We start from the raw sequence: 18,821 nt of genomic DNA, 5'->3' as shown, positions 1-18,821 counted from the left end.
TCTCTGCCAATTATACCGTTTTTTAAGCCAAAAATGGAGCTTTTCCAGGTTATTTAATTGCAAAAATAAGCTTTTTTAAAATCCAATGTGAAATTTTGTTATTATTCCAAAATGTTTACAATCGTAAGCATTAACAAACTTTTTTGTAAAAGCAATCGGCTACATTTGTCGATTTTAATCAATTTTATCGTTATGTAATTTAATTATGATTATACTGATCTTTTTCTTAGGCAAAATAATTGTGAATAGTAATCAAAGCACATGAATGAGGTGGCATTTCAACTGTAATCTGACCGTTTTCAATTACCATTTCTTGCTTTTGTAGCTGTGATGCTTTTCGAAGCTCAGCAATTTCTGCTTGTTTAAGATATTCCGGCTTACCAATTTCTTGCCATTTTCCAAATGAGTTAGCATGATTCTGATCTATTCTTTGTATAATAGCCTTGAAGTTTTTCTGATTGGCAATATTAATCACCACTTTTTCTGAAGTTATTTTTTCACTTGGAACATTATGATTATATGTTAGTATCTGTAAGTCTTTTTGCTTTTGGACTGCAAGTACCTCAGCTGTTCCTTGATCTTTATTGATAACTTTTAGTCGCTTAGTACCTAATTGATGGTAAATTTCAAAAATACGGTAGACAGTTTTTTCAATACCCTGAACTGTTTGCAGGCCGTAGCCACCATGAAATACTCCCGGCTTTTGATATTGCTCTTCAAAAATATCAGTAAAAGTAAAGAACGAATAGCCATCAACTAAGCCATCATTGTCAGCTAATGTTTTAGCTACCATTGCAGCAGCATATGGTTCGTCATGAATTAAATCACCTACCATTGCGGAAACATTCCATTCGGTATAATAAAGGGGATATGATTTAGCTTGCTCCCTCGTTCTAATAGTCATTTCTTTCAAGATGCCACGATGGTAGTCTGTTTTTTCTTGATCTGAGTTTTTGAAAAACTCTTCAATTCCCAAACCACTTTGCCATAAGGGATCATCTGTTGGGTAATGGTGAGTCGTAATGAAATCAAGTGGAACCTGATTCTTTTCACAAAAAGCAATCATTTCAGGGATCCATGAATTAAATGAAGTTGCTGGACCACCCAATTTTAACTTAGAATCAATTTTCTTAATTGTTAAGGCCGTAATTTGGTATAGGTGAAAATAATCTGATTGTTTCCCGGCGAAAAATAACGGTAAATTGGGTTCGTTCCAAACCTCAAAAAACCACGATTCAACTTCCTCTTTGCCATACCGCTCGATTAAATGACAAATAAAACGATTAATAAGTTCTTCCCACATTCCATCCGATTTAGGCATTGTATTATTGCCACCATACGGAAAAACGCGATTCTCTCCTGAGGCGAGACAAGTAGGCATAAAACTCAATTCGACAAAGGGTTTCATACCAATTTTTAATAAGAAATCAAAAATCTTATCAACGTTAATAAAATTATATGTAATTCCTTGAGACTTGCCGTTAAAATCAAAGTTTTCGATGCAAACACTCATTTCATCATCGAAAATACCATGAAAGCGAACATACTTGAACCCTAATTCTTGGTGAACTTTGATTAATTGCTCACAGTAATCTTCCCTCAATGCCGTATAAGCATGACAGCTTCCAACACATGTTTCCCAATAATGGGGAAAATCTGTCTTTTTGTTTTCATCAATTGTAAAATTTAGCATAAGTTTCTTTCCTACATTTAAATCGCTCTCAAAAAACTATAAAATTTAATCAGTAAAAAAGTGGTAAAAACTACAATTAAATTAATTTATAAAAATCAATAATAAAATGTAATTCTACATTCTAAGTATTTATCAAAATTAAAAGTATTAATTAATTTTACTCTAGATTTGATCCATTTGAAGCTATCACTTTCTTATACCAATCAAAGGAACACTTTTTTTGACGACAAAGTGTTCCTTGACCAGAATCATCTAAATCCACATAAACAATACCATATCTCTTAGACATTTCACATGAGCTAGCACTTATTAAATCAATGCAACCCCAAATTAAATAACCCATAATATTTACACCATCTTCATAAGCTTCTCCAACTTGTTTAATATGCTGCTTTAAATAATCAATCCTATAACTATCATGAATCAAATTATCACTTGAAATAGTATCTTTTGCTCCTAATCCATTTTCAACAATAAATAGTGGGATTTGGTATCTGTCATATAGTTCATTTAAAGCTATTCTCAATCCAATAGGATCAAATTGCCATCCCCATTCACTAGATTTTAGATAAGGATTTTTAAATGATAACTTCAGATTACCAGAAGTTATTTCTTCACCTTCTTGGGATTCTTGAGAAACAGCTACCATGGATGAATAGTAGCTAAAAGCAAGAAAATCTACTACTCCTTCTTTTAATATTTGATTATCGCCTTCTTGAGTTTTTATATGTATATTATTTTCATTCATGAATCTCTTTGCATAGCTAGGATAATATCCCCTGACTTGTATATCACTGAAAAAGAGATTATTTTGATTTACTTTTACATTTGTTAACACATCAACTGGCCTACAACTTCTTGGATAACTTTGAAATCTCGCAATCATTGCTCCAATTTTAGCATCAGGTATAATTTTGTGACATTTTTTAACTGCTAATGCACTTGCTATAAACTGATAATGAGCTGCTTGGTAACGTGCTTCAATATTATTTTCAATACCATCAGCCAAAATACCTCCACTAGTAAATCCATTCATTTCTAAAATATTAATTTCATTAAAAGTAATCCAATATTTTACCTTATCCTTATAACGATTAAATACCGTCTCTGCAAAATGAACATATTGATTTATCGTTTTACGTGAAAGCCAACCATTTTGCTTTAAGACAAGATTAAGTGGCATTTCGAAGTGAGACAATGTTACCATAGGCTTAATGTTATTTTTTAAACACTCATCAAAAACTCTATCATAAAATAGTAATCCTTCTTCATTAGGGAATTCTTCATCACCATTTGGAAAAATTCTAGACCACGAAATTGAGGTTCGAAACATCTTAAATCCTGCATTAGCCAATAACTGAATATCTTCTTTGTAATGATGATAAAAGTCTATTCCATTTCTTTTAGGATATCTTCCTTTCTTATCATGTATGGCATATTCAATATCTGACTTTTTAATTAAGCTATTTGTTGGACCGTTTGATCTTATATTTTTAGGAACATATTTGTCTATATCGGCTGTGGACCAACCTTTTCCGTGCTTTAAAAAGGTACCTTCAGTCTGATTAGCAGAAATTGCTCCACCCCATAAAAAATCTTTAGGAAATCTTACCATAATAAACTCCTTACCCCTAAAATATTACAATCTAATTATTCTTTTTTTGTTGTTCTTTCTTTAATAACTGTTTTTCATAAATTTTTAAAAAAGGATAGTAAAGAATTGTTGTTGGAATTAACATTAAGTAATCCCAAATTGCATTTTGCCATTTTAACCCTTCTAGATATCTCTGAAAACCTAATGGCAACATTGGAGGTATTAAAATCCAAGGTACTTGTATAAAGCCAGTCTTGTAACCAAAGTATGTTAAAAGCATAACAACTGGTACACTCAAAACATAAGGGATACATAATATTGGATTATACATAATAGGCATCCCAAAAGCTACTGGTTCATTAATATTAAATAACCCTGGTATTAGTGATACTCTTGAAATCGACTTAATTTGCTCTGATTTTGACCTACATCCCATTAATACTAATGGAAGAGTATTACCAGTTCCTCCAACCATAGAAAGACCTGCATACAAAAATACTGGATAAAATTGCATTGGATGTCCAGCAGCATGAGCTGCTGCATTCAATGCTATTGCTTGAACTGATAAAGGAAAAACAATTGAAGATATTAACATAGTGCCATGAATTCCAAAACACCACAGAATTGAAGCAAGAGTGCAAAGAATTATTATACCTGGCACTGAAGTTAATGTTTTTAATGGGTACGATAATATCATTGTAAATCCAGATGCTAGAGTATATTTACCATTTGAAATAGCTGAAACTGTACCAACAATTATTGAAAATACAACCGTACTAAACAATAAAGGTAACAATGCAGAAAAACTTTCCCCTAGAAAAGGAGGTACAACATCAGGCATTTTTATACGAATATTATTTTTTTGAAATATTTTTTCTATTTGAACAGATAAGAAAACTACAAGAAACCCTATAAACATGCCTTGCGTTCCTAAATATGTCATATCAATGCTTGATTGTCCATTCCTATTTACCGTAATCGATCCTACAACCAAAAAGAAACAAACAAGAGCATCTAAAATATTCATTAAAGGTGCTTTTAAACTCAATTTTTTTGCATAGTTGTACGCAAATAGTGCTACAATCCATAACGACATTAAGTTCATAGTAAATTGGTAAATATAGTTTAAAGAATTATAAACGATTCCTTTATCAGAAATAATTTTTAATAAAGTAGGTCCCAAAAAAACCATTAATATTTGTGCAATAGACCCTACCAAAATTATACCTAGTGTACCCATCATAGCAGATTGCAAAGCGGATAGGAATTTATTTTTTCCTATTTGTTCACCCCATTTCTGGAGTTCTTTCATAAATGGATTCTCCAATATTCTTTCCATAAGTTCCTCCTAAAAAATATAAAATAGAAACAATAAAATTATGACATACTGATCAGTTATTTTTATTTTAAAGAATATTCCAAAATTTACTATATATAAAATACAGAATAGTTATGTCTATTTCACAGATATACAATAATCAATAAGTTAAAAAGATTTGATTGGGTTTAAGTCTTAATCTAATAAAGGCAATATTTACTTTCCTTAAAATACAAAAGAACATTCAATTTAAAATTGAATGTTCTATATAATAAGTCCGTATATTATTTAGGAATTTGTTTATCTATTAAGATCATGGTTAATGCTTAATTTCCAGGTCAAATCCTGTAATTATCTACTTGTTTTTTTAAAACTTTCTCTAGTATTTATTCTATATCTTGCAGGCGAAATTCCAAAATAAATTTTGAAAACTTTATAAAAATATGAAGCGTTTTTATAACCAACTTGATTGGCTATTTTTTCAACTGAAACTTCAGTATTGGTTAAATATTCAGCTGCAACATTTACCCGTTGTAGCTGAACTAATTTAATAAAGGACAACCCAGTTTCACTTTTTAAATAATCTGATAAATAATTAGGATTAAAACTAAAATGATTAGCCATTTTATATAGTGTAATATTCGAATAGTTTTTTTCAATATAAAGAAGTAATGATAATAAACTATTAGTCTGTTTTTTTGAATTGGTAACTTTTGATTCTTTATAATAAACTTTTCGAATTAGAAGCGAAAACATAGTTAACATTTTTAGTTTAATTATTTGATTAGTTTGGATTTTTGGTCTGTAATATTCATCAATAATATCATAAATTAAATTACAAATTTTAGGATCTTGATCAATTTTAAATAAGCTATAATGTCCTTCACCATGCTCTTCATTTGACAGAAGGGAGAACAACAAATTAGAAATTGTGATGCCCTTTCCTTTTGTTTGTAAAAAATTAAGTTCATTTAATGAAAAAGCTGAGGGACGTAATTCTATGTTGATTACCACATCAGTTTCAGAAATTGGCTCGACTTTGTGAGGAGTCTTCATTCCAATGAACATCACATCGTTCTGACTAACTAGAATCTGTTCATGTTCAGTTTTTACCATACAACTATTTATTAAAGGAATATTTATCTCAACATAATCATGAATGTGAAAAGGTATAAAAGACTTAACTGGTTGGACTGAAATAGTGATAGAACTATTATTCAAAATCAAATTATCAGAGTATGTATTATAAAATTTATAAACCGGTTTGCCGTTTATATACTTTGCTACTCTTAATTTAGAATCGTTCTTATTAAGCTTTTGCAAAATTTCGTTCCAGTCCCGGTAGCCATTATTTTGTCGGAGCATTTGGATAATCTTTTCGTACATATTCATTACCTTTAATAAAATATTTCTGTGAAATAAACATTTTCTTTATGTTATTTAACAATAGTTCACTCTTATACATTACGTTAAAATAATAAGCAAAGCAAGACAAATTTATATAGCACACGGAGGAAAAATATGACAGACCTATCTAAAAAACCTTATAACTTGTCTGCTGCGCAAATTGACTTTGTCAAGCAAAAAGTAGCAAGCATGTCAACCGATGCCAAAATCGGTCAACTTTTCTTTGTTATCGGTGAAGACGAAGAAAACACGGACTTGAAAGCATTTGTCGAAAAATATCAACCAGGCGGAATTATGTACCGTCCCGATGATGCCAAAAAACTACAACACGAAATTGCAACTTCACAAAAAGCAAGTGACATTCCACTTTTAATCGCAGCTAACCTTGAAGCTGGTGGTAATGGACTTGTTAACGGCGGTACATGGTTTGGCCGCCCATTACAGATTGCTGCAACTGATGATGATCAAAACGCTTATAACTTAGGAGATGTCTCCGGTTACGAAGCAAAACAAGTTGGTGGCAACATGTCATTTGCACCAATCGTCGACTTGGACCAAAACTTCCGTAATCCAATTATGAATGTCCGGACTTATGGGAGTGATAAGGAACGAGTAATTAGAATGTCTGATGCTCAAATTGCCGGATTAAATGCTAACCACGTTATTCCTGTTGCCAAGCACTTCCCTGGTGATGGTGTCGATGAACGTGACCAGCACTTATTAAGTTCGATTAATTCGCTTTCGGCTGATGAATGGATGAAATCCTACGGAGAAATTTATCATCACTTAATTGATAATGGTTTACCAAGTATCATGATTGCTCATATTATGCAGCCTGCTTGGGAACGCCGACTTGAGCCAGGAATTGAAGATAAAGATTTACGACCGGCTTCAACTTCTAAGCTTTTAATTAACGGCTTACTTCGGAAAGTTTTGAACTTCAATGGCCTAACCATTACTGACGCAACGCCAATGATTGGTTATAACGCAATCATGAAGCGCTCAGAAGCCTTACCTGCAACAATCAATGCCGGTATTGACATGATTCTCTTTAATAAAGATATTGACGAAGATTATCAATTTATTACTGATGCCGTAGCTAACGGAACTATTCCAATGTCACGCGTTGATGAAGCTGTTACGAGAATTATCGCAACTAAGGTAGCACAAGGCGTAATGAATACCGCAGGTGAACTTTGTGAACCTTCATCAAGTAATTTCGACTTAAAGCTAGCAGAACACGAAAAGCTTGCTGCTAAGGTTGCTGAAGAATCAGTAACACTTGTTAAGGATCGTGATCAATTACTGCCAATAACACCGAAGAAATATCCACGAGTTCGTCTTGTCGTTTTAGGTGATACGGATGATGGTGGCTTTAAAGAAGGTGGTAAAGTAACTGCCAAGTTTAAAGAAAAACTTGAGGAAAAAGGATTCCAGGTTTCTGTCTTTGATCGAAAGCACTTAGACTTCCAAGAAGTTTTTGAAGGTGGTGTCCAATTTGAAAAAGATCGCTTTGACCTTGCCTTTTACGTTGCCAACGTTGAAACTGCAAGTAACCAAACGACCACTAGATTAGATTGGATTCATTTAATGGCCGCAGATGCACCGTGGTTCATGAAGGACATCCCAACTGTCTTTGTTTCCACTTGCAACCCTTACCACCTCTTTGATATCCCAATGGTTTCAACTTACGTCAATGCATATACTGGCAACGATGTTACTATTGATGCTTTATTAAAGAAAATGATGGGACAAGAAGAATTTCTCGGTAAAAACCCAGTAGATCCTTTCTGCGGTCGCTTCGATACCCGTCTATAGAAAGAGAGTAAAATCATGATTGAAATTAATCAGATTACAATTAATCATTTAACCGAACCACTTGGTTATGATTTAGATAATCATTTACGGGTTGACTTTAATCTTACTAGTTCTGTCGCTATGCAGAACACAAAGAAAAGAGTCGTAGTTAAAGCTGATCAAGAAATTTACGATTCAGACTGGCAAGATTACAAGAATAACTTTTTTGATTTTGCGATTAACTTGCAGCCTAGAACGCGCTATGAATTAACCGTTTCGGTAAAAAATGCTAACGATGAAAGCAGTAAAAATAGTTTCTTTGAAACGGGTAAAATGGCTGAGCCATTCACTGCAAGTTGGATTGGCAATTCTAATAAAGATCTTCAAAATACTTTGCTTTTAAAGAACTTTGCGTTAACAAAGCCGGTAAAAAGTGCTCGTCTTTACATGACCGGTCTAGGAGTTTATGAAGCCTACCTGAATAAGGAAAAAGTTGGCAATGAAATATTGGCCCCCGGTGTAACCGCCTATGACCAATTGGTTCAAGTGCAGACTTATGACGTAACCAGACTTCTTCAAAAATCCTCTGACCAAGAATTATTAATTTCACTTGGTGATGGTTGGTATAAAGGCAATTTTGGTTTTGATGGCGGCCAAGACAATATCTACGGCGATCGCCAAATGGCTATTGCTAAATTACATGTTCAATACGATGATAATTCAACAGAAACAATTTTAAGTGATGCTTCCTGGAAAACTACTTCCGGTAAAATCACTAAGTCGGCTATCTATTATGGTGAGGATTATGATGATACTCATGTAATAGCTGACTGGGAGCCGGTAACCATACTCGATCATTCTAAAGAAATTCTACATGATCGTCTGAGCTTACCGCTTAAAGTTAATGAATACCTTCCAGTTAAAGAAATAATTACGACACCTGCTGGTGAAACGGTCTTAGATTTTGGTCAAAATCATGCTGGATGGCCAGAATTCTTTAACCGGGAAAATAGCGGCACTACACTTAAATTACAGGTTGGCGAAATTCTGCAAAATGGTAATTTTTACCGTGACAATTTGAGAGAGGCTCGGGCAGCATTCCACTATACTTCAAATGGTGAACAAAAATGGGTTCGTCCCCACTTCACTTATTACGGCTACCGCTATGTCAAAGTTACTGGCAATACTAAACCACTAACTAAGGAAGATTTTAGGTCAGCAGTGATCTATTCAGACATGAAAACTACCGGGGCTATTAAGACAGATAATGCCAAGGTTAATCGCTTGTTAGCTAACGTAATGTGGAGTCAAAAGAGCAACTTCTTTGATGTACCAACAGATTGTCCGCAGCGTGATGAACGTCTTGGATGGTCTGGTGACGCAGACATTTTTTCAAGTACTGCTGTCTTAAACATGGATGCATACGCATTCTTTAAGAAGTATGCCCGTGACATGCAAATTGAGCAAAACAATCACGATGGCATGCTCACTATGTATGCCCCAGCAATGGGTAATGACAGTGGTGGAGCCGCTATTTGGGGTGATGCTGCGACCGTCATTCCGTGGACAGTTTATGAAGCATACGGTGATCCAGCAATTTTAAGGCAAAACTATTCCAGTATGAAGGCTTGGGTTGACTGGATTAGTCAATCGACTTCAACGCCAAATCTTTGGACAGGATGTTTCCAGTTTGGTGATTGGTTATCACTTGATGGTGAAAATCCGGCAATGCCTACTGGTAAAACAGATGAAGACTTCATTGCCTCCGTTTACTACTACTATTCAAGTTCAATCGTTTCTGCCGCTGCTAAAGTTTTAGGTCATCAAGAAGATGCAGCAAAATACGCTGAACAGGCTAAAGCTATCAAGCAGGCTATTAGAGCTGAATATATCACGAACAACGGGCGTCTAGCAATTGACACCCAAACCGCTTATGCATTAGCACTGCGCTTTGACTTAATTCCTGAAGAACAGAAAAAGCGTGTCGTAAGTGATTTAGTGACACGCCTTGGTAAGGATAATAATCATCTAAAGACTGGTTTCGTGGGTACCCCATTAATTTGTCAAGTATTGTCAGAAAACGGTGAGCATAAATTAGCTACCCAAATTTTCTTAAACGAAGATTTTCCAAGTTGGCTTTATGCCGTTAACCTTGGAGCTACTACCATTTGGGAACGTTGGAACTCAGTTTTACCTGACGGTTCAATGAACCCTGAAGGAATGAATTCATTAAATCATTACTCCATCGGAGCAATCATGCAGTGGGTTTATCAACAAGTTCTCGGTCTTCATCATCAAGAAAACGGCTACCAAAAAGTTGAGTTTGCACCACAATTTGATTATCGTCTTAAACATGTTCAGGGCCATTATGAAAGCTCATATGGTGACCTGCAAATTGAATATCAACTTGAAAAAGACGAAAAACACACGATTGAAATTAACTTAACTATTCCATTTGGACAAACTGTAACGGTTAAATTGCCTCGGACTAACGGACAAGTGCAAGTCAATGGCGTGAGTGAAAGCCTACCATTGACCCTTACCGGCGGAAAATACACTATTAGCTACCAACCAGTAACTAGTTACATTGAATATTACAATTTAGCAATGCCTGCCAAGCAAATTATGGCTGACCAGGAATTAGTTGAAAAATTAGAACCAATCAATGACGTATTTGGCTTTTTGAAAGATCCTAAGAATCTGGAAACTTTTGGTGGTAGTTCTTTAACCGAGATGAACGTAATGCTCCCATTTATTAATATTTCAGATGATGATTTTGCAAAAATCAAAGAAATCATGGTACAAACACCATTAGCAAGTGAAAGGAAGTTCTTAAATGAAAGGCGTACTGTTTGATCTTGACGGCGTAATTGCCGATACCTCCGTTTACCACTTTCAGGCATGGCGCAAGTTAATTAAAGATCATTTTAACCGCGATTTGCCTGACGAATTAGAAAAGCAAACTAAAGGAGTTAGTCGTAAAGACTCCTTAACAGCAATCTTAAACTATCTCGATATCAAAGTTAGTGATGCAGATTTTCAAGAAATGACAGACGAAAAGAATAAAGTCTTTCGTGAATTACTTGCCAGTTTAACACCACAAAATATTCTTCCAGGAATATCTGACTTAATCTCCCAATTTAAACAACATGATGTTAAATTATCACTAGCTTCAGCCAGCCTTAATGGCCCTTATATCTTAGAGAAACTACAATTAAATTCTGTTTTTGATGCAATTGCTGATCCAAGCAAAGTGGCAGCGGGTAAACCTGCTCCGGATATTTTCCTAGCAGCAGCATCTGCAATCAATGTCGATCCTAAAGACTGTGTTGGAATTGAAGATTCAATTGCCGGTATTAAAGCAATTAATAAAGCCGGTGCACTTTCAGTTGGCGTTGGTGCTAAAAATGAGTTGAGTGAAGCAAAACTACTATTTCCAGATACCTCAGCCCTAAACTATGACCAAATAGAATCTGCTTGGGAAGAATTTAAGTAGCTTAATCGACCCTTTGAAATTGAAAAAACTTAAACAAACAAAAAAGGATTCAACCTCTTTAACTTGAGGCTGGATCCTTTTATTTTGATATAAACTTCGACAATAGCCTTATTCACCTAAGTATGCGAAAACAATTTTTTCATCATATACATGAAAGATTTTTTCAAAAACAAAGCGGCAAATAATTGCTACCACAGCCGGAATAATAATCCAAACTACTAAAGCTAGAATGACGCTAATGCTAGCCTTGCCTGCATCGATTGAAGCAAGCGGACCAACTAATCCGACTAACCCAAAACCAGCTGATGCCGGCGTTCCGCTAACATGGAATAAGGCTACCGGAATAGCCGAAACAATTGCGGTTATTAGGGTTGGCAGCAAAATAATCGGATGTCTAAATAAATTAGGCATCATCATTTTCATAGCCCCCAGAGCCACTGCCAAGGTAATACCAGATTTATTTGTCCGCCATGAGTGAACGACTAAGACGATTGTTGTTGCGGCCACACCCATCGCTGCAGCCCCAGCTGAAAGACCATTTAATTGGATAGCCATTCCAATTGCTACAGTTGAAATAGGAGAAATAATTAAAATTGCAAACATGCAAGCAATTAAGATACACATAAAAATTGGTTGTAAATTAGTAAAGGAATTAATAACAGTCCCTAACCAGGTCGTAATTTTACTTACATACGGTAATATCAACAGGCCAATCCAGCCAGCACCCCCACCGATTAAAATTGGGGCTGCAACGATTTTAACCGAACCAAAAAGGTTGCCAACGAGTAAGATCAGACTGGTAGCCAATCCTGCTGTAATCATCGTATTAATTAAATCCCCTGTTCCTGCGGAAATAAATACACCTGGAGCTTTGGTTGCTGGATTGACAATCTGAGGAACAAATTTTGTTACACCCGAACCGACATAAGCTGCTGCCGCAACTATCGCTACATCTAAAGGCGCCATCTTGAATTGAATAGCAATGAGGGCGCCAATTAATAAAGGGGTGGCACATTGAAAAATCAAAAGTGCCTGACCTATTCCTGCTGTAATTTGATTTTGACCAAATAATTTTAAAATGGCACTCACTACGGCGTTCGGAATTAAGCCGACAATAATGCCAGTAGCAGTTCCTGCTAGAATATTGTTAAAAAAGGTTTTAACGGTTAATTTGCTGTTAGTTGCATCTGCCATGAGAATACTCCTTTACTTTTTACTCTTGCCTTTACATGTACCCTACCTTTCAAAATGACTTTCAACAAATCTTGGTTAGTAATGACTTCTTGCATGATTCTTCCTCCTAAAAATAAATATAGTTAAATATTTTAACATTAAAAATGAAAAAGTAAATAAATTAATTAATAATTTATTAATATTACTCTTTTAATAGTTCAAATATGGTAGAAAACAAAGCAAAAAAGCCTTACCTTACGGTAAGACTTTAATAATTAAAAAATAGGAATTTATTCTACTTTTGTGCTTCTAATCTAAATAAATTTAAATAGCTAAGAAAAATAATTACACTAATAACAGTCATGACCAAAAAAGCTACCTGACTACCTTGAGCAGTTAACACGGCATAATTACCCGGCTTTTTTTGCCAAGCTGAAATAATTGTTGCCATCACTGTCGTGCCCATTGAACCAGCATATTGTTGCCCTGTTTGAAATACCGCGGTTGCATCAGTATGCAGTTCATCTGGCTGCAGTTTCGAAGCCTCCGCCATTGTATTGTTAAAGGCCATTTGCCGACCAATAATCATAATGCCGTAAAAAACACCGACTAAAAGCGTAGAAATTTTTAGGCCAAAAATGGTAAATAATAAGCTAGCACTGAAACAGAACAATGTTCCCGTCAAAAATGGAATCTTTGGGCCTTTTTCATCATAAATGTGGCCAAACCAAGGATTCAAGATACCACTTAAAATACAGCCAGGTAATAAGACCAAGCCGCCGACCAAAGAACTAGCATGATTAACGATCTGAACGTAGTTAGGTAAAACAAAACTTGTACCAATATTAATAAACTGTAATAACAAGTATGAGATCATCGCAAAGATGAATGGTTTATTCTTGAAAATAGCTAAATTAATGAGCTTCTTATCGCTCGTTTTAGATAATTTAATAAAAATGAACACCAGAATTGCGACCACAATCATACTAAGCCAAAACCCAAGATCAGTTAAACCATTGCTAATGCGGTTAAAGCCAATATTAAAGATGACCATTGCTGCCGCAATAACACCGTAACTTAGCCAGTCAAAACTTGGGTGCTTTTTTTCATGATACTGTTCAACCGTAAAAAATCCAAGTAATAACACCAACAAAGCGATACCGGAAACAATATGAAAAATTAATGGCCAGCCAAAGTAATATACAACTGTTCCACCAAAAGTTGGGCCGAGTGATGGTGCCAAAATGACGACCAAACCCGTTAAGCCCATATAAAAGCCCCACTTTTCTTGTGGCATCAATTCAACAACCAGATTAAACATTAATGGAATAGATAAACCTGCCCCGACTGATGAAATCAATCGACCAGCTAGTAAAACCCAGAAATTTTGGGCAAACCCGGCAACAAGCGAGCCGCCAATAAAAGCTATGGCAGCAGTTAAAAATAACTGCCTAGCCGAAAAACGGTCATTCAAATAAGAACTCGAAACCATAATCACAGCAATCATTAGCAAATAGCCTGTAGTTGTCCACTGCACTAGCCCTAAACCGATATGAAATTGTTTCATTAACGTCGGAAAGGTAACATTTAAACTAGTTTCCGTCAAAATTGAGACAAAGGCCATTAAAGCACAGCTAATGATTGCCAAAACGTGTTTGGGCGTTTCTGTTTTCTCTTTCATAATAAACTCCTTATCTTTAATAATAAAAAAAGAGTAAAAAGCGATTAACTTTTACCCTTTCCATAATTGACTAAATATCAATAATTTAACATGTACAGGATGAACTATACTAATTTTGTTTTTCCAATTTACCTAATTTCTCAATATGATTGATAAAACAATGCTATTAAAGATAATGTTAGTAAATACACTTAAACTATTTTATTGCTTTTTCGTAAAAAACGCAATTAGCTTTTAAATAAATAGTCTTATTCTTTTTCAAAGCGAGCTGAAAGATCATCGTGTAAGTCTTCATAACCAGGTTTGTTTAAAAGACCAAACATGTTGCGCTTGTACTCTTCAACACCAGGTTGGTTAAATGGATTAATACCATTCAAATAGCCGGAGATTGAAATTGCTAATTCAAAGAAGTAAATCAAGTAGCCTAAGGTATGCTCAGTTTGATCTGGAATGTTAACAGTCATCACTGGGACACCACCATCAGTGTGAGCCAAAACTACACCTTCATATGCGCGGTCATTAACAAAATTGAGGCTCTTACCTGCTAAGAAGTTCAATTGATCTAAATTACGGTCATCTGTTGGAATTTCAACATCATTTGCAGGATTCTCGACTCTAATAACAGTTTCAAATAAGTTTCGAAGTCCTTCTTGGATATATTGTCCAAGTGAGTGCAGATCAGTAGTGAAGTTAGCACTTGCTGGCCAAATTCCCTTGTTGTCCTTACCTTCAGATTCACCCATCAATTGTTTGCACCATTCACTAAACATTCTTAATGTTGGTTCATAGTTTTCAACAATTTCTGTCGTGTAACCTTTACGGTATAAAATATTGCGCAAAGCAGCGTATTGATATGGCGTAGCCTTAGTAACATCAGTATCTTGGTAATCACTGCGAGCATCGGCTGCACCCTTCATCAATTGATCAATGTCAGCACCAGAAACAGCAATTGGCAATAAACCCACGGCTGAAAGGACACTAAAACGACCACCGATATCATCAGGAACAACAAATTCTTCGTATCCTTCAGCATCTGCTTCAGTCTTCAAAGCACCCTTTGCTCGGTCAGTTGTAGCGAAAATGCGTTTTTGTGCTTCTTCTTTGCCGTATTTTTGAATTAACTTATCTTTGAAAATGCGGAAAGCAACAGCTGGTTCAGTCGTTGTTCCTGACTTAGAAATAACATTGACACTAAAGTCCTTGTCACCAAGCCATTCAATCAAATCATGAAGATATGAGCCAGAAAGTGAGTTACCACAAAAGACAATTGTAGGATACTTTTCTTTGCCCTTTCCGTAAAATGCACCATTTAAGAATTCAACTGCTGCTTGTGCGCCAAGGTAAGATCCACCAATTCCAATACAGATTAATACCTCAGAATCGTCTTGAATCTTCTTAGCAGCTTTTTTAATTCGGTCGAATTCATCTTTATCATAATTAACTGGTAAATCAACCCAGCCGAGGAAATCGCTACCTGCACCGGTTCCGTCTTTTAATTCCTTAGCCGCAGCGTCAACCATGGCCTGCATTTCGCCTAATTCGTTTTCATGAACAAACGGTGTTAATTTAGTGCTATCGAATTTAATTAAATTCATACAATACGCTCCCCTTATTGAATTAAATATCTATTTCACAAAACCATTTTAGCAATCTTATTTTATAAATACCAGAGCTTTTTGAATAGTTTTATAACTTTTGCCGAACTCTTTGCACCAGCCAGTAAAGCAGGTACCCCAAGGCTGTACCACAACTATTAAAAAAGACATCGTCAATATCACTCACGCCAGTTGCTAGTAAAAATTGCATTGCCTCTATAAATATCGAAAACATCATTCCGCTTAGTAATACCCTAATAAATGTTTGCTTTTTTGAAAAAACAAATGGTGCCAAAAAGCCAAAAGGCAGAAAACAAACAATATTACCAAAAGAATTATAGACAAAATCTAAGCGGCTTTGCGCATAAAACATTTTCCAAGTTTCTTTCATAAATACCAAGTTAATGTCGCTTAACGGCCGGTGAAAGTTAAAAGAAAGCTGCCACGGAAAATATGTTCCCCGAAAGGTTGTTAGCATTAACACTAAGATTAGATAAAATGCAAACAACCACACAGAGGCTTCGGATTTGATTGTTCGACGTCGTCTTATCGCCATTAGCCACAACAAACGCAGCACCATAAAAACTAAAAAGTAAAAAATAGTTTTATCAAACGCTAGCACAATTAACTTGATCAAGGCAAAATGGTTAATTTGTGTTGCATACATTTGAGCAATTAGGTTATATAGCGGTCCTAAAAATATCATTTTTGTTCAGTCCCATAATAGTATTCATTTAAATTATACTCAATCTTGACCAGTTAATTCTTAAAAAAGGACTAACAATGTAGAAAAGATTGTCTAAAACTGCTGAAAATCTTAAAATAATTAAATAAGGAGAGTTCACTTTGAAAAAAAAGAATCTGATTAAGTTCATTCAGACAAGAACAGGCTTTTTCTGCCTTTTAGTGGTGTTATTCACACTGAAATACATTTTCGCAGCATATCACGATTTTAACCTGGGCATTTCTGATCCTTACCAACATATTATTATGTGGTTGAGCCCGATTGGCACGACAATCTTGTTAATCGGCATTGGATTTTATTTTCCTAAACCAATAGTTTCGTATTGTGTAATGCTATTGATGGATTTTGCCGATACCGGCTTGCTTTTTGCCAATATTCTTAATTATCGGCAATTTTCCGACTTTATTACGGTAAAAACAATCGCTAATGCCGGTAAAGTTGCACCCGGACTTGGTAAAAGTGCTGTCGCCCTCTTACAGTTTTCCGATCTATTTCTTTGGCTTGATCTAATAGTAATTATCGGCTTATTAATTGCACGCAAAATTAAAATTGATCAAAAATCTTATGGCCTGCTAACACCGTTTGCCATCACTTCTTTTGGTGCAGTGGTTTTGTCACTAAACGTGTTCATGGCTGAATCTTCTCGGCCACGCTTGTTAGGGACAACTTTTGATCGGTCATACATTGTCAAATATCTTGGTATTAATACGTTTACGATCTATGATGGCGTAAAAAACGAGCAAACTGAGCAAGTTAACCGCAACGCAAACACTGCCGATTTAAATAAAATTTTGGCTTATACCAAAAAAAGCAAATTACCGGTTAACCCCCAATATTATGGTGTAACCAAAGGCAAGAATGTGATTGTAATCCATTTAGAGAGCTTCCAGCAATTTTTAATTGATTTAAAGGTTAACGGCAAGGAAGTCACGCCATTTCTCAATTCAATCTATCATAACCGGCATTCACTTAGCTTCGCTAATTTCTACCATCAGGTTGGCATTGGTCGGACAAGTGATGCGGAAAATATGCTTGAAACCAGTACCTTCGGTATTTCTGATGGCTCATTATTTACTGCCCTCGGTAGTTCTAATACCTTTCAAGCCGCACCACAAATCTTACGTGAACACGGCAATTACACCTCTGCCGTATTTCATGGTAATGTGGGCTCATTTTGGAATCGTGACGATGTTTACAAAAATATGGGCTATAACTACTTTTTTGACCAAAATTACTTCAGTTATGACCGCAGTGATCGAATCGGTTATGGTATTAAAGACAAAATTATGTTTGCAGAAAGTGTTAAGTACTTGGAAAGAATGCAGCAGCCATTTTATACCAAGTTTATTACCGTAACTAATCACACTCCCTTTGATATGGACGAAGAAGACTTAGATCCATCTTTCAAAACTGCTGACACGACGGATAAATCAATTAATAATTACTTTGAAACTGCCCATTATCTCGATCAAGCTGTCCGCGAATTTTTTAACTACTTAGATCGTTCTGGCTTAAGTAAAAATACGATGGTTGTCATATATGGTGATCATTATGGTTTAAGCAATTCGGAAAATGAAACCTTGGCTCCGATTGTTGGAGAAAGTTCAGATACTTGGAACAGCTATAACAATGTCCAAATGCAGCGAGTTCCCTTTATGATTTATTCACCTAAAATAAAGGGAGGAATTAAACACGAAGTAGCCGGCGAAATTGATGTTTTACCAACTTTACTTCATTTATTAGGTATTTCTAATCGCCATTATGTTCAATTTGGAAATGACTTATTATCACCCAAATATAAGCCTTGGATTGTCTTCCGCAATGGCACTATCGTTAGTCAAAAATACGTCATCATTGGTGGCAAGGGGCAAAAAGGTGTTGTTTACGACCGTCAATCTGGCAAGCAAATTATCAATTTTACCCAACAAGAAAAAATTGAGATTGCTGCTTTAGCCAAAAAAGGTAAATTATCGCTTAAGTATTCTGACCTATTAAACAATCATAATCTTTTGCGCTTTTACACCCCAACTGGCTTCAAGCCGGTCGATCCGGGACAATTCGATTATTTAACTAATTTTCAGCAAATGGAAGAAATAAGAGAAAAGTTAAAAGGACATTCAACCGCCCTAATAACTAAACACCATAAATCCACTACTAGTTTGTACAAAACAGATGCCGCCGAATTGTCTGGCCGGCATGAAGAAATTACGGATATTCCAGATTCGGTTTCGGGTAATCACTTAGTTGAAAAGAAAAATAAGCCTAGTAAAAAAAGCAGAAAGTTTTATAATTAAAAATTAAGGATATCAGAAAAATTTCAAT

At 35.3% G+C, this 18,821-nt stretch carries 13 protein-coding genes; 4 read left to right on the top strand and 9 right to left on the bottom strand.

Annotated features, from left to right (window positions below):
- Positions 1-226: 226 nt before the first annotated feature.
- The 4 genes from J3U54_RS04290 to J3U54_RS04275 form a co-directional block, all read right to left on the bottom strand.
- On the bottom strand, positions 227-1,693 hold the full coding sequence (locus tag J3U54_RS04290) for a GH39 family glycosyl hydrolase (RefSeq protein WP_267385216.1): 1,467 nt from the start codon (positions 1,691-1,693) through the stop codon (positions 227-229).
- Between the two features lie 157 nt (positions 1,694-1,850).
- On the bottom strand, positions 1,851-3,308 hold the full coding sequence (locus J3U54_RS04285) for a glycoside hydrolase family 1 protein (RefSeq protein WP_220235326.1): 1,458 nt from the start codon (positions 3,306-3,308) through the stop codon (positions 1,851-1,853).
- A 31-nt stretch (positions 3,309-3,339) separates the two neighbouring features.
- Positions 3,340-4,626: a PTS sugar transporter subunit IIC gene (locus J3U54_RS04280; protein ID WP_220235325.1), complete on the bottom strand. Its 1,287-nt coding sequence runs from the start codon at positions 4,624-4,626 to the stop codon at positions 3,340-3,342.
- A 330-nt stretch (positions 4,627-4,956) separates the two neighbouring features.
- Positions 4,957-5,991: an AraC family transcriptional regulator gene (locus J3U54_RS04275; RefSeq protein ID WP_103752198.1), complete on the bottom strand. Its 1,035-nt coding sequence runs from the start codon at positions 5,989-5,991 to the stop codon at positions 4,957-4,959.
- A 135-nt stretch (positions 5,992-6,126) separates the two neighbouring features.
- On the opposite strand from J3U54_RS04275, the gene J3U54_RS04270 reads away from it, so the two are divergent.
- The 3 genes from J3U54_RS04270 to pgmB are packed head-to-tail and all read left to right on the top strand — an operon-like array spanning position 6,127 to position 11,305.
- Positions 6,127-7,830 carry a glycoside hydrolase family 3 protein gene (locus tag J3U54_RS04270; protein ID WP_220235323.1) on the top strand — a complete coding sequence of 568 codons (1,704 nt, stop codon included), beginning with the start codon at positions 6,127-6,129 and terminating at the stop codon, positions 7,828-7,830.
- Between the two features lie 18 nt (positions 7,831-7,848).
- Positions 7,849-10,665, top strand: a complete 2,817-nt coding sequence (locus tag J3U54_RS04265; protein ID WP_267385351.1) for an alpha-L-rhamnosidase — start codon at positions 7,849-7,851, stop codon at positions 10,663-10,665.
- Positions 10,646-11,305 (top strand): beta-phosphoglucomutase, encoded by a 660-nt coding sequence (gene pgmB, locus J3U54_RS04260; RefSeq protein WP_103752196.1) that lies wholly within the window; start codon positions 10,646-10,648, stop codon positions 11,303-11,305. Before J3U54_RS04265 ends, pgmB begins: the two co-directional genes overlap by 20 nt.
- Before the next feature lie 108 nt (positions 11,306-11,413).
- Here the strand turns inward: pgmB and J3U54_RS04255 are convergent, their stop codons facing one another.
- From J3U54_RS04255 to J3U54_RS04235, 5 genes are all read right to left on the bottom strand, one after another.
- Positions 11,414-12,499, bottom strand: coding sequence for a PTS sugar transporter subunit IIC (locus J3U54_RS04255; protein WP_267385214.1), 1,086 nt, complete (start codon positions 12,497-12,499; stop codon positions 11,414-11,416).
- Entirely contained in the window at positions 12,472-12,594 is a 123-nt protein-coding gene (locus J3U54_RS04250) for a hypothetical protein (RefSeq protein WP_258566335.1), read from the bottom strand. The genes J3U54_RS04255 and J3U54_RS04250 overlap by 28 nt, the downstream gene beginning before the upstream one ends.
- Before the next feature lie 179 nt (positions 12,595-12,773).
- A complete protein-coding gene (locus tag J3U54_RS04245; protein WP_103752194.1) occupies positions 12,774-14,159 on the bottom strand; it encodes an MFS transporter in 1,386 nt (461 codons plus the stop codon).
- Positions 14,160-14,407: 248 nt separating this feature from the next.
- Positions 14,408-15,754: a glucose-6-phosphate isomerase gene (locus tag J3U54_RS04240; RefSeq protein WP_103752193.1), complete on the bottom strand. Its 1,347-nt coding sequence runs from the start codon at positions 15,752-15,754 to the stop codon at positions 14,408-14,410.
- Positions 15,755-15,845: 91 nt separating this feature from the next.
- A complete protein-coding gene (locus tag J3U54_RS04235) occupies positions 15,846-16,460 on the bottom strand; it encodes a VanZ family protein (RefSeq protein ID WP_103752192.1) in 615 nt (204 codons plus the stop codon).
- 140 nt (positions 16,461-16,600) lie between these two features.
- On the opposite strand from J3U54_RS04235, the gene J3U54_RS04230 reads away from it, so the two are divergent.
- Positions 16,601-18,793 (top strand): LTA synthase family protein, encoded by a 2,193-nt coding sequence (locus J3U54_RS04230; protein ID WP_267385213.1) that lies wholly within the window; start codon positions 16,601-16,603, stop codon positions 18,791-18,793.
- Positions 18,794-18,821: the final 28 nt, after the last annotated feature.

Source organism: Lactobacillus sp. B4007, assembly GCF_026535895.1.
Lineage (GTDB): Bacteria > Bacillota > Bacilli > Lactobacillales > Lactobacillaceae > Lactobacillus > Lactobacillus panisapium.
Note: the sequence above shows the minus strand (reverse complement) of the source record. Positions and strands in the feature narration are given on the sequence as shown.

Coding starts and splice junctions, on each gene's coding strand:
- J3U54_RS04275 (WP_103752198.1), bottom strand. CDS start 5,991: ATGTACGAAAAGATTATCCAAATGCTCCGACAAAATAATGGCTACCGG.
- J3U54_RS04290 (WP_267385216.1), bottom strand. CDS start 1,693: ATGCTAAATTTTACAATTGATGAAAACAAAAAGACAGATTTTCCCCAT.
- J3U54_RS04270 (WP_220235323.1), top strand. CDS start 6,127: ATGACAGACCTATCTAAAAAACCTTATAACTTGTCTGCTGCGCAAATT.
- J3U54_RS04245 (WP_103752194.1), bottom strand. CDS start 14,159: ATGAAAGAGAAAACAGAAACGCCCAAACACGTTTTGGCAATCATTAGC.
- J3U54_RS04285 (WP_220235326.1), bottom strand. CDS start 3,308: ATGGTAAGATTTCCTAAAGATTTTTTATGGGGTGGAGCAATTTCTGCT.
- J3U54_RS04280 (WP_220235325.1), bottom strand. CDS start 4,626: ATGGAAAGAATATTGGAGAATCCATTTATGAAAGAACTCCAGAAATGG.
- pgmB (WP_103752196.1), top strand. CDS start 10,646: ATGAAAGGCGTACTGTTTGATCTTGACGGCGTAATTGCCGATACCTCC.
- J3U54_RS04235 (WP_103752192.1), bottom strand. CDS start 16,460: ATGATATTTTTAGGACCGCTATATAACCTAATTGCTCAAATGTATGCA.
- J3U54_RS04240 (WP_103752193.1), bottom strand. CDS start 15,754: ATGAATTTAATTAAATTCGATAGCACTAAATTAACACCGTTTGTTCAT.
- J3U54_RS04255 (WP_267385214.1), bottom strand. CDS start 12,499: ATGGCAGATGCAACTAACAGCAAATTAACCGTTAAAACCTTTTTTAAC.
- J3U54_RS04250 (WP_258566335.1), bottom strand. CDS start 12,594: ATGCAAGAAGTCATTACTAACCAAGATTTGTTGAAAGTCATTTTGAAA.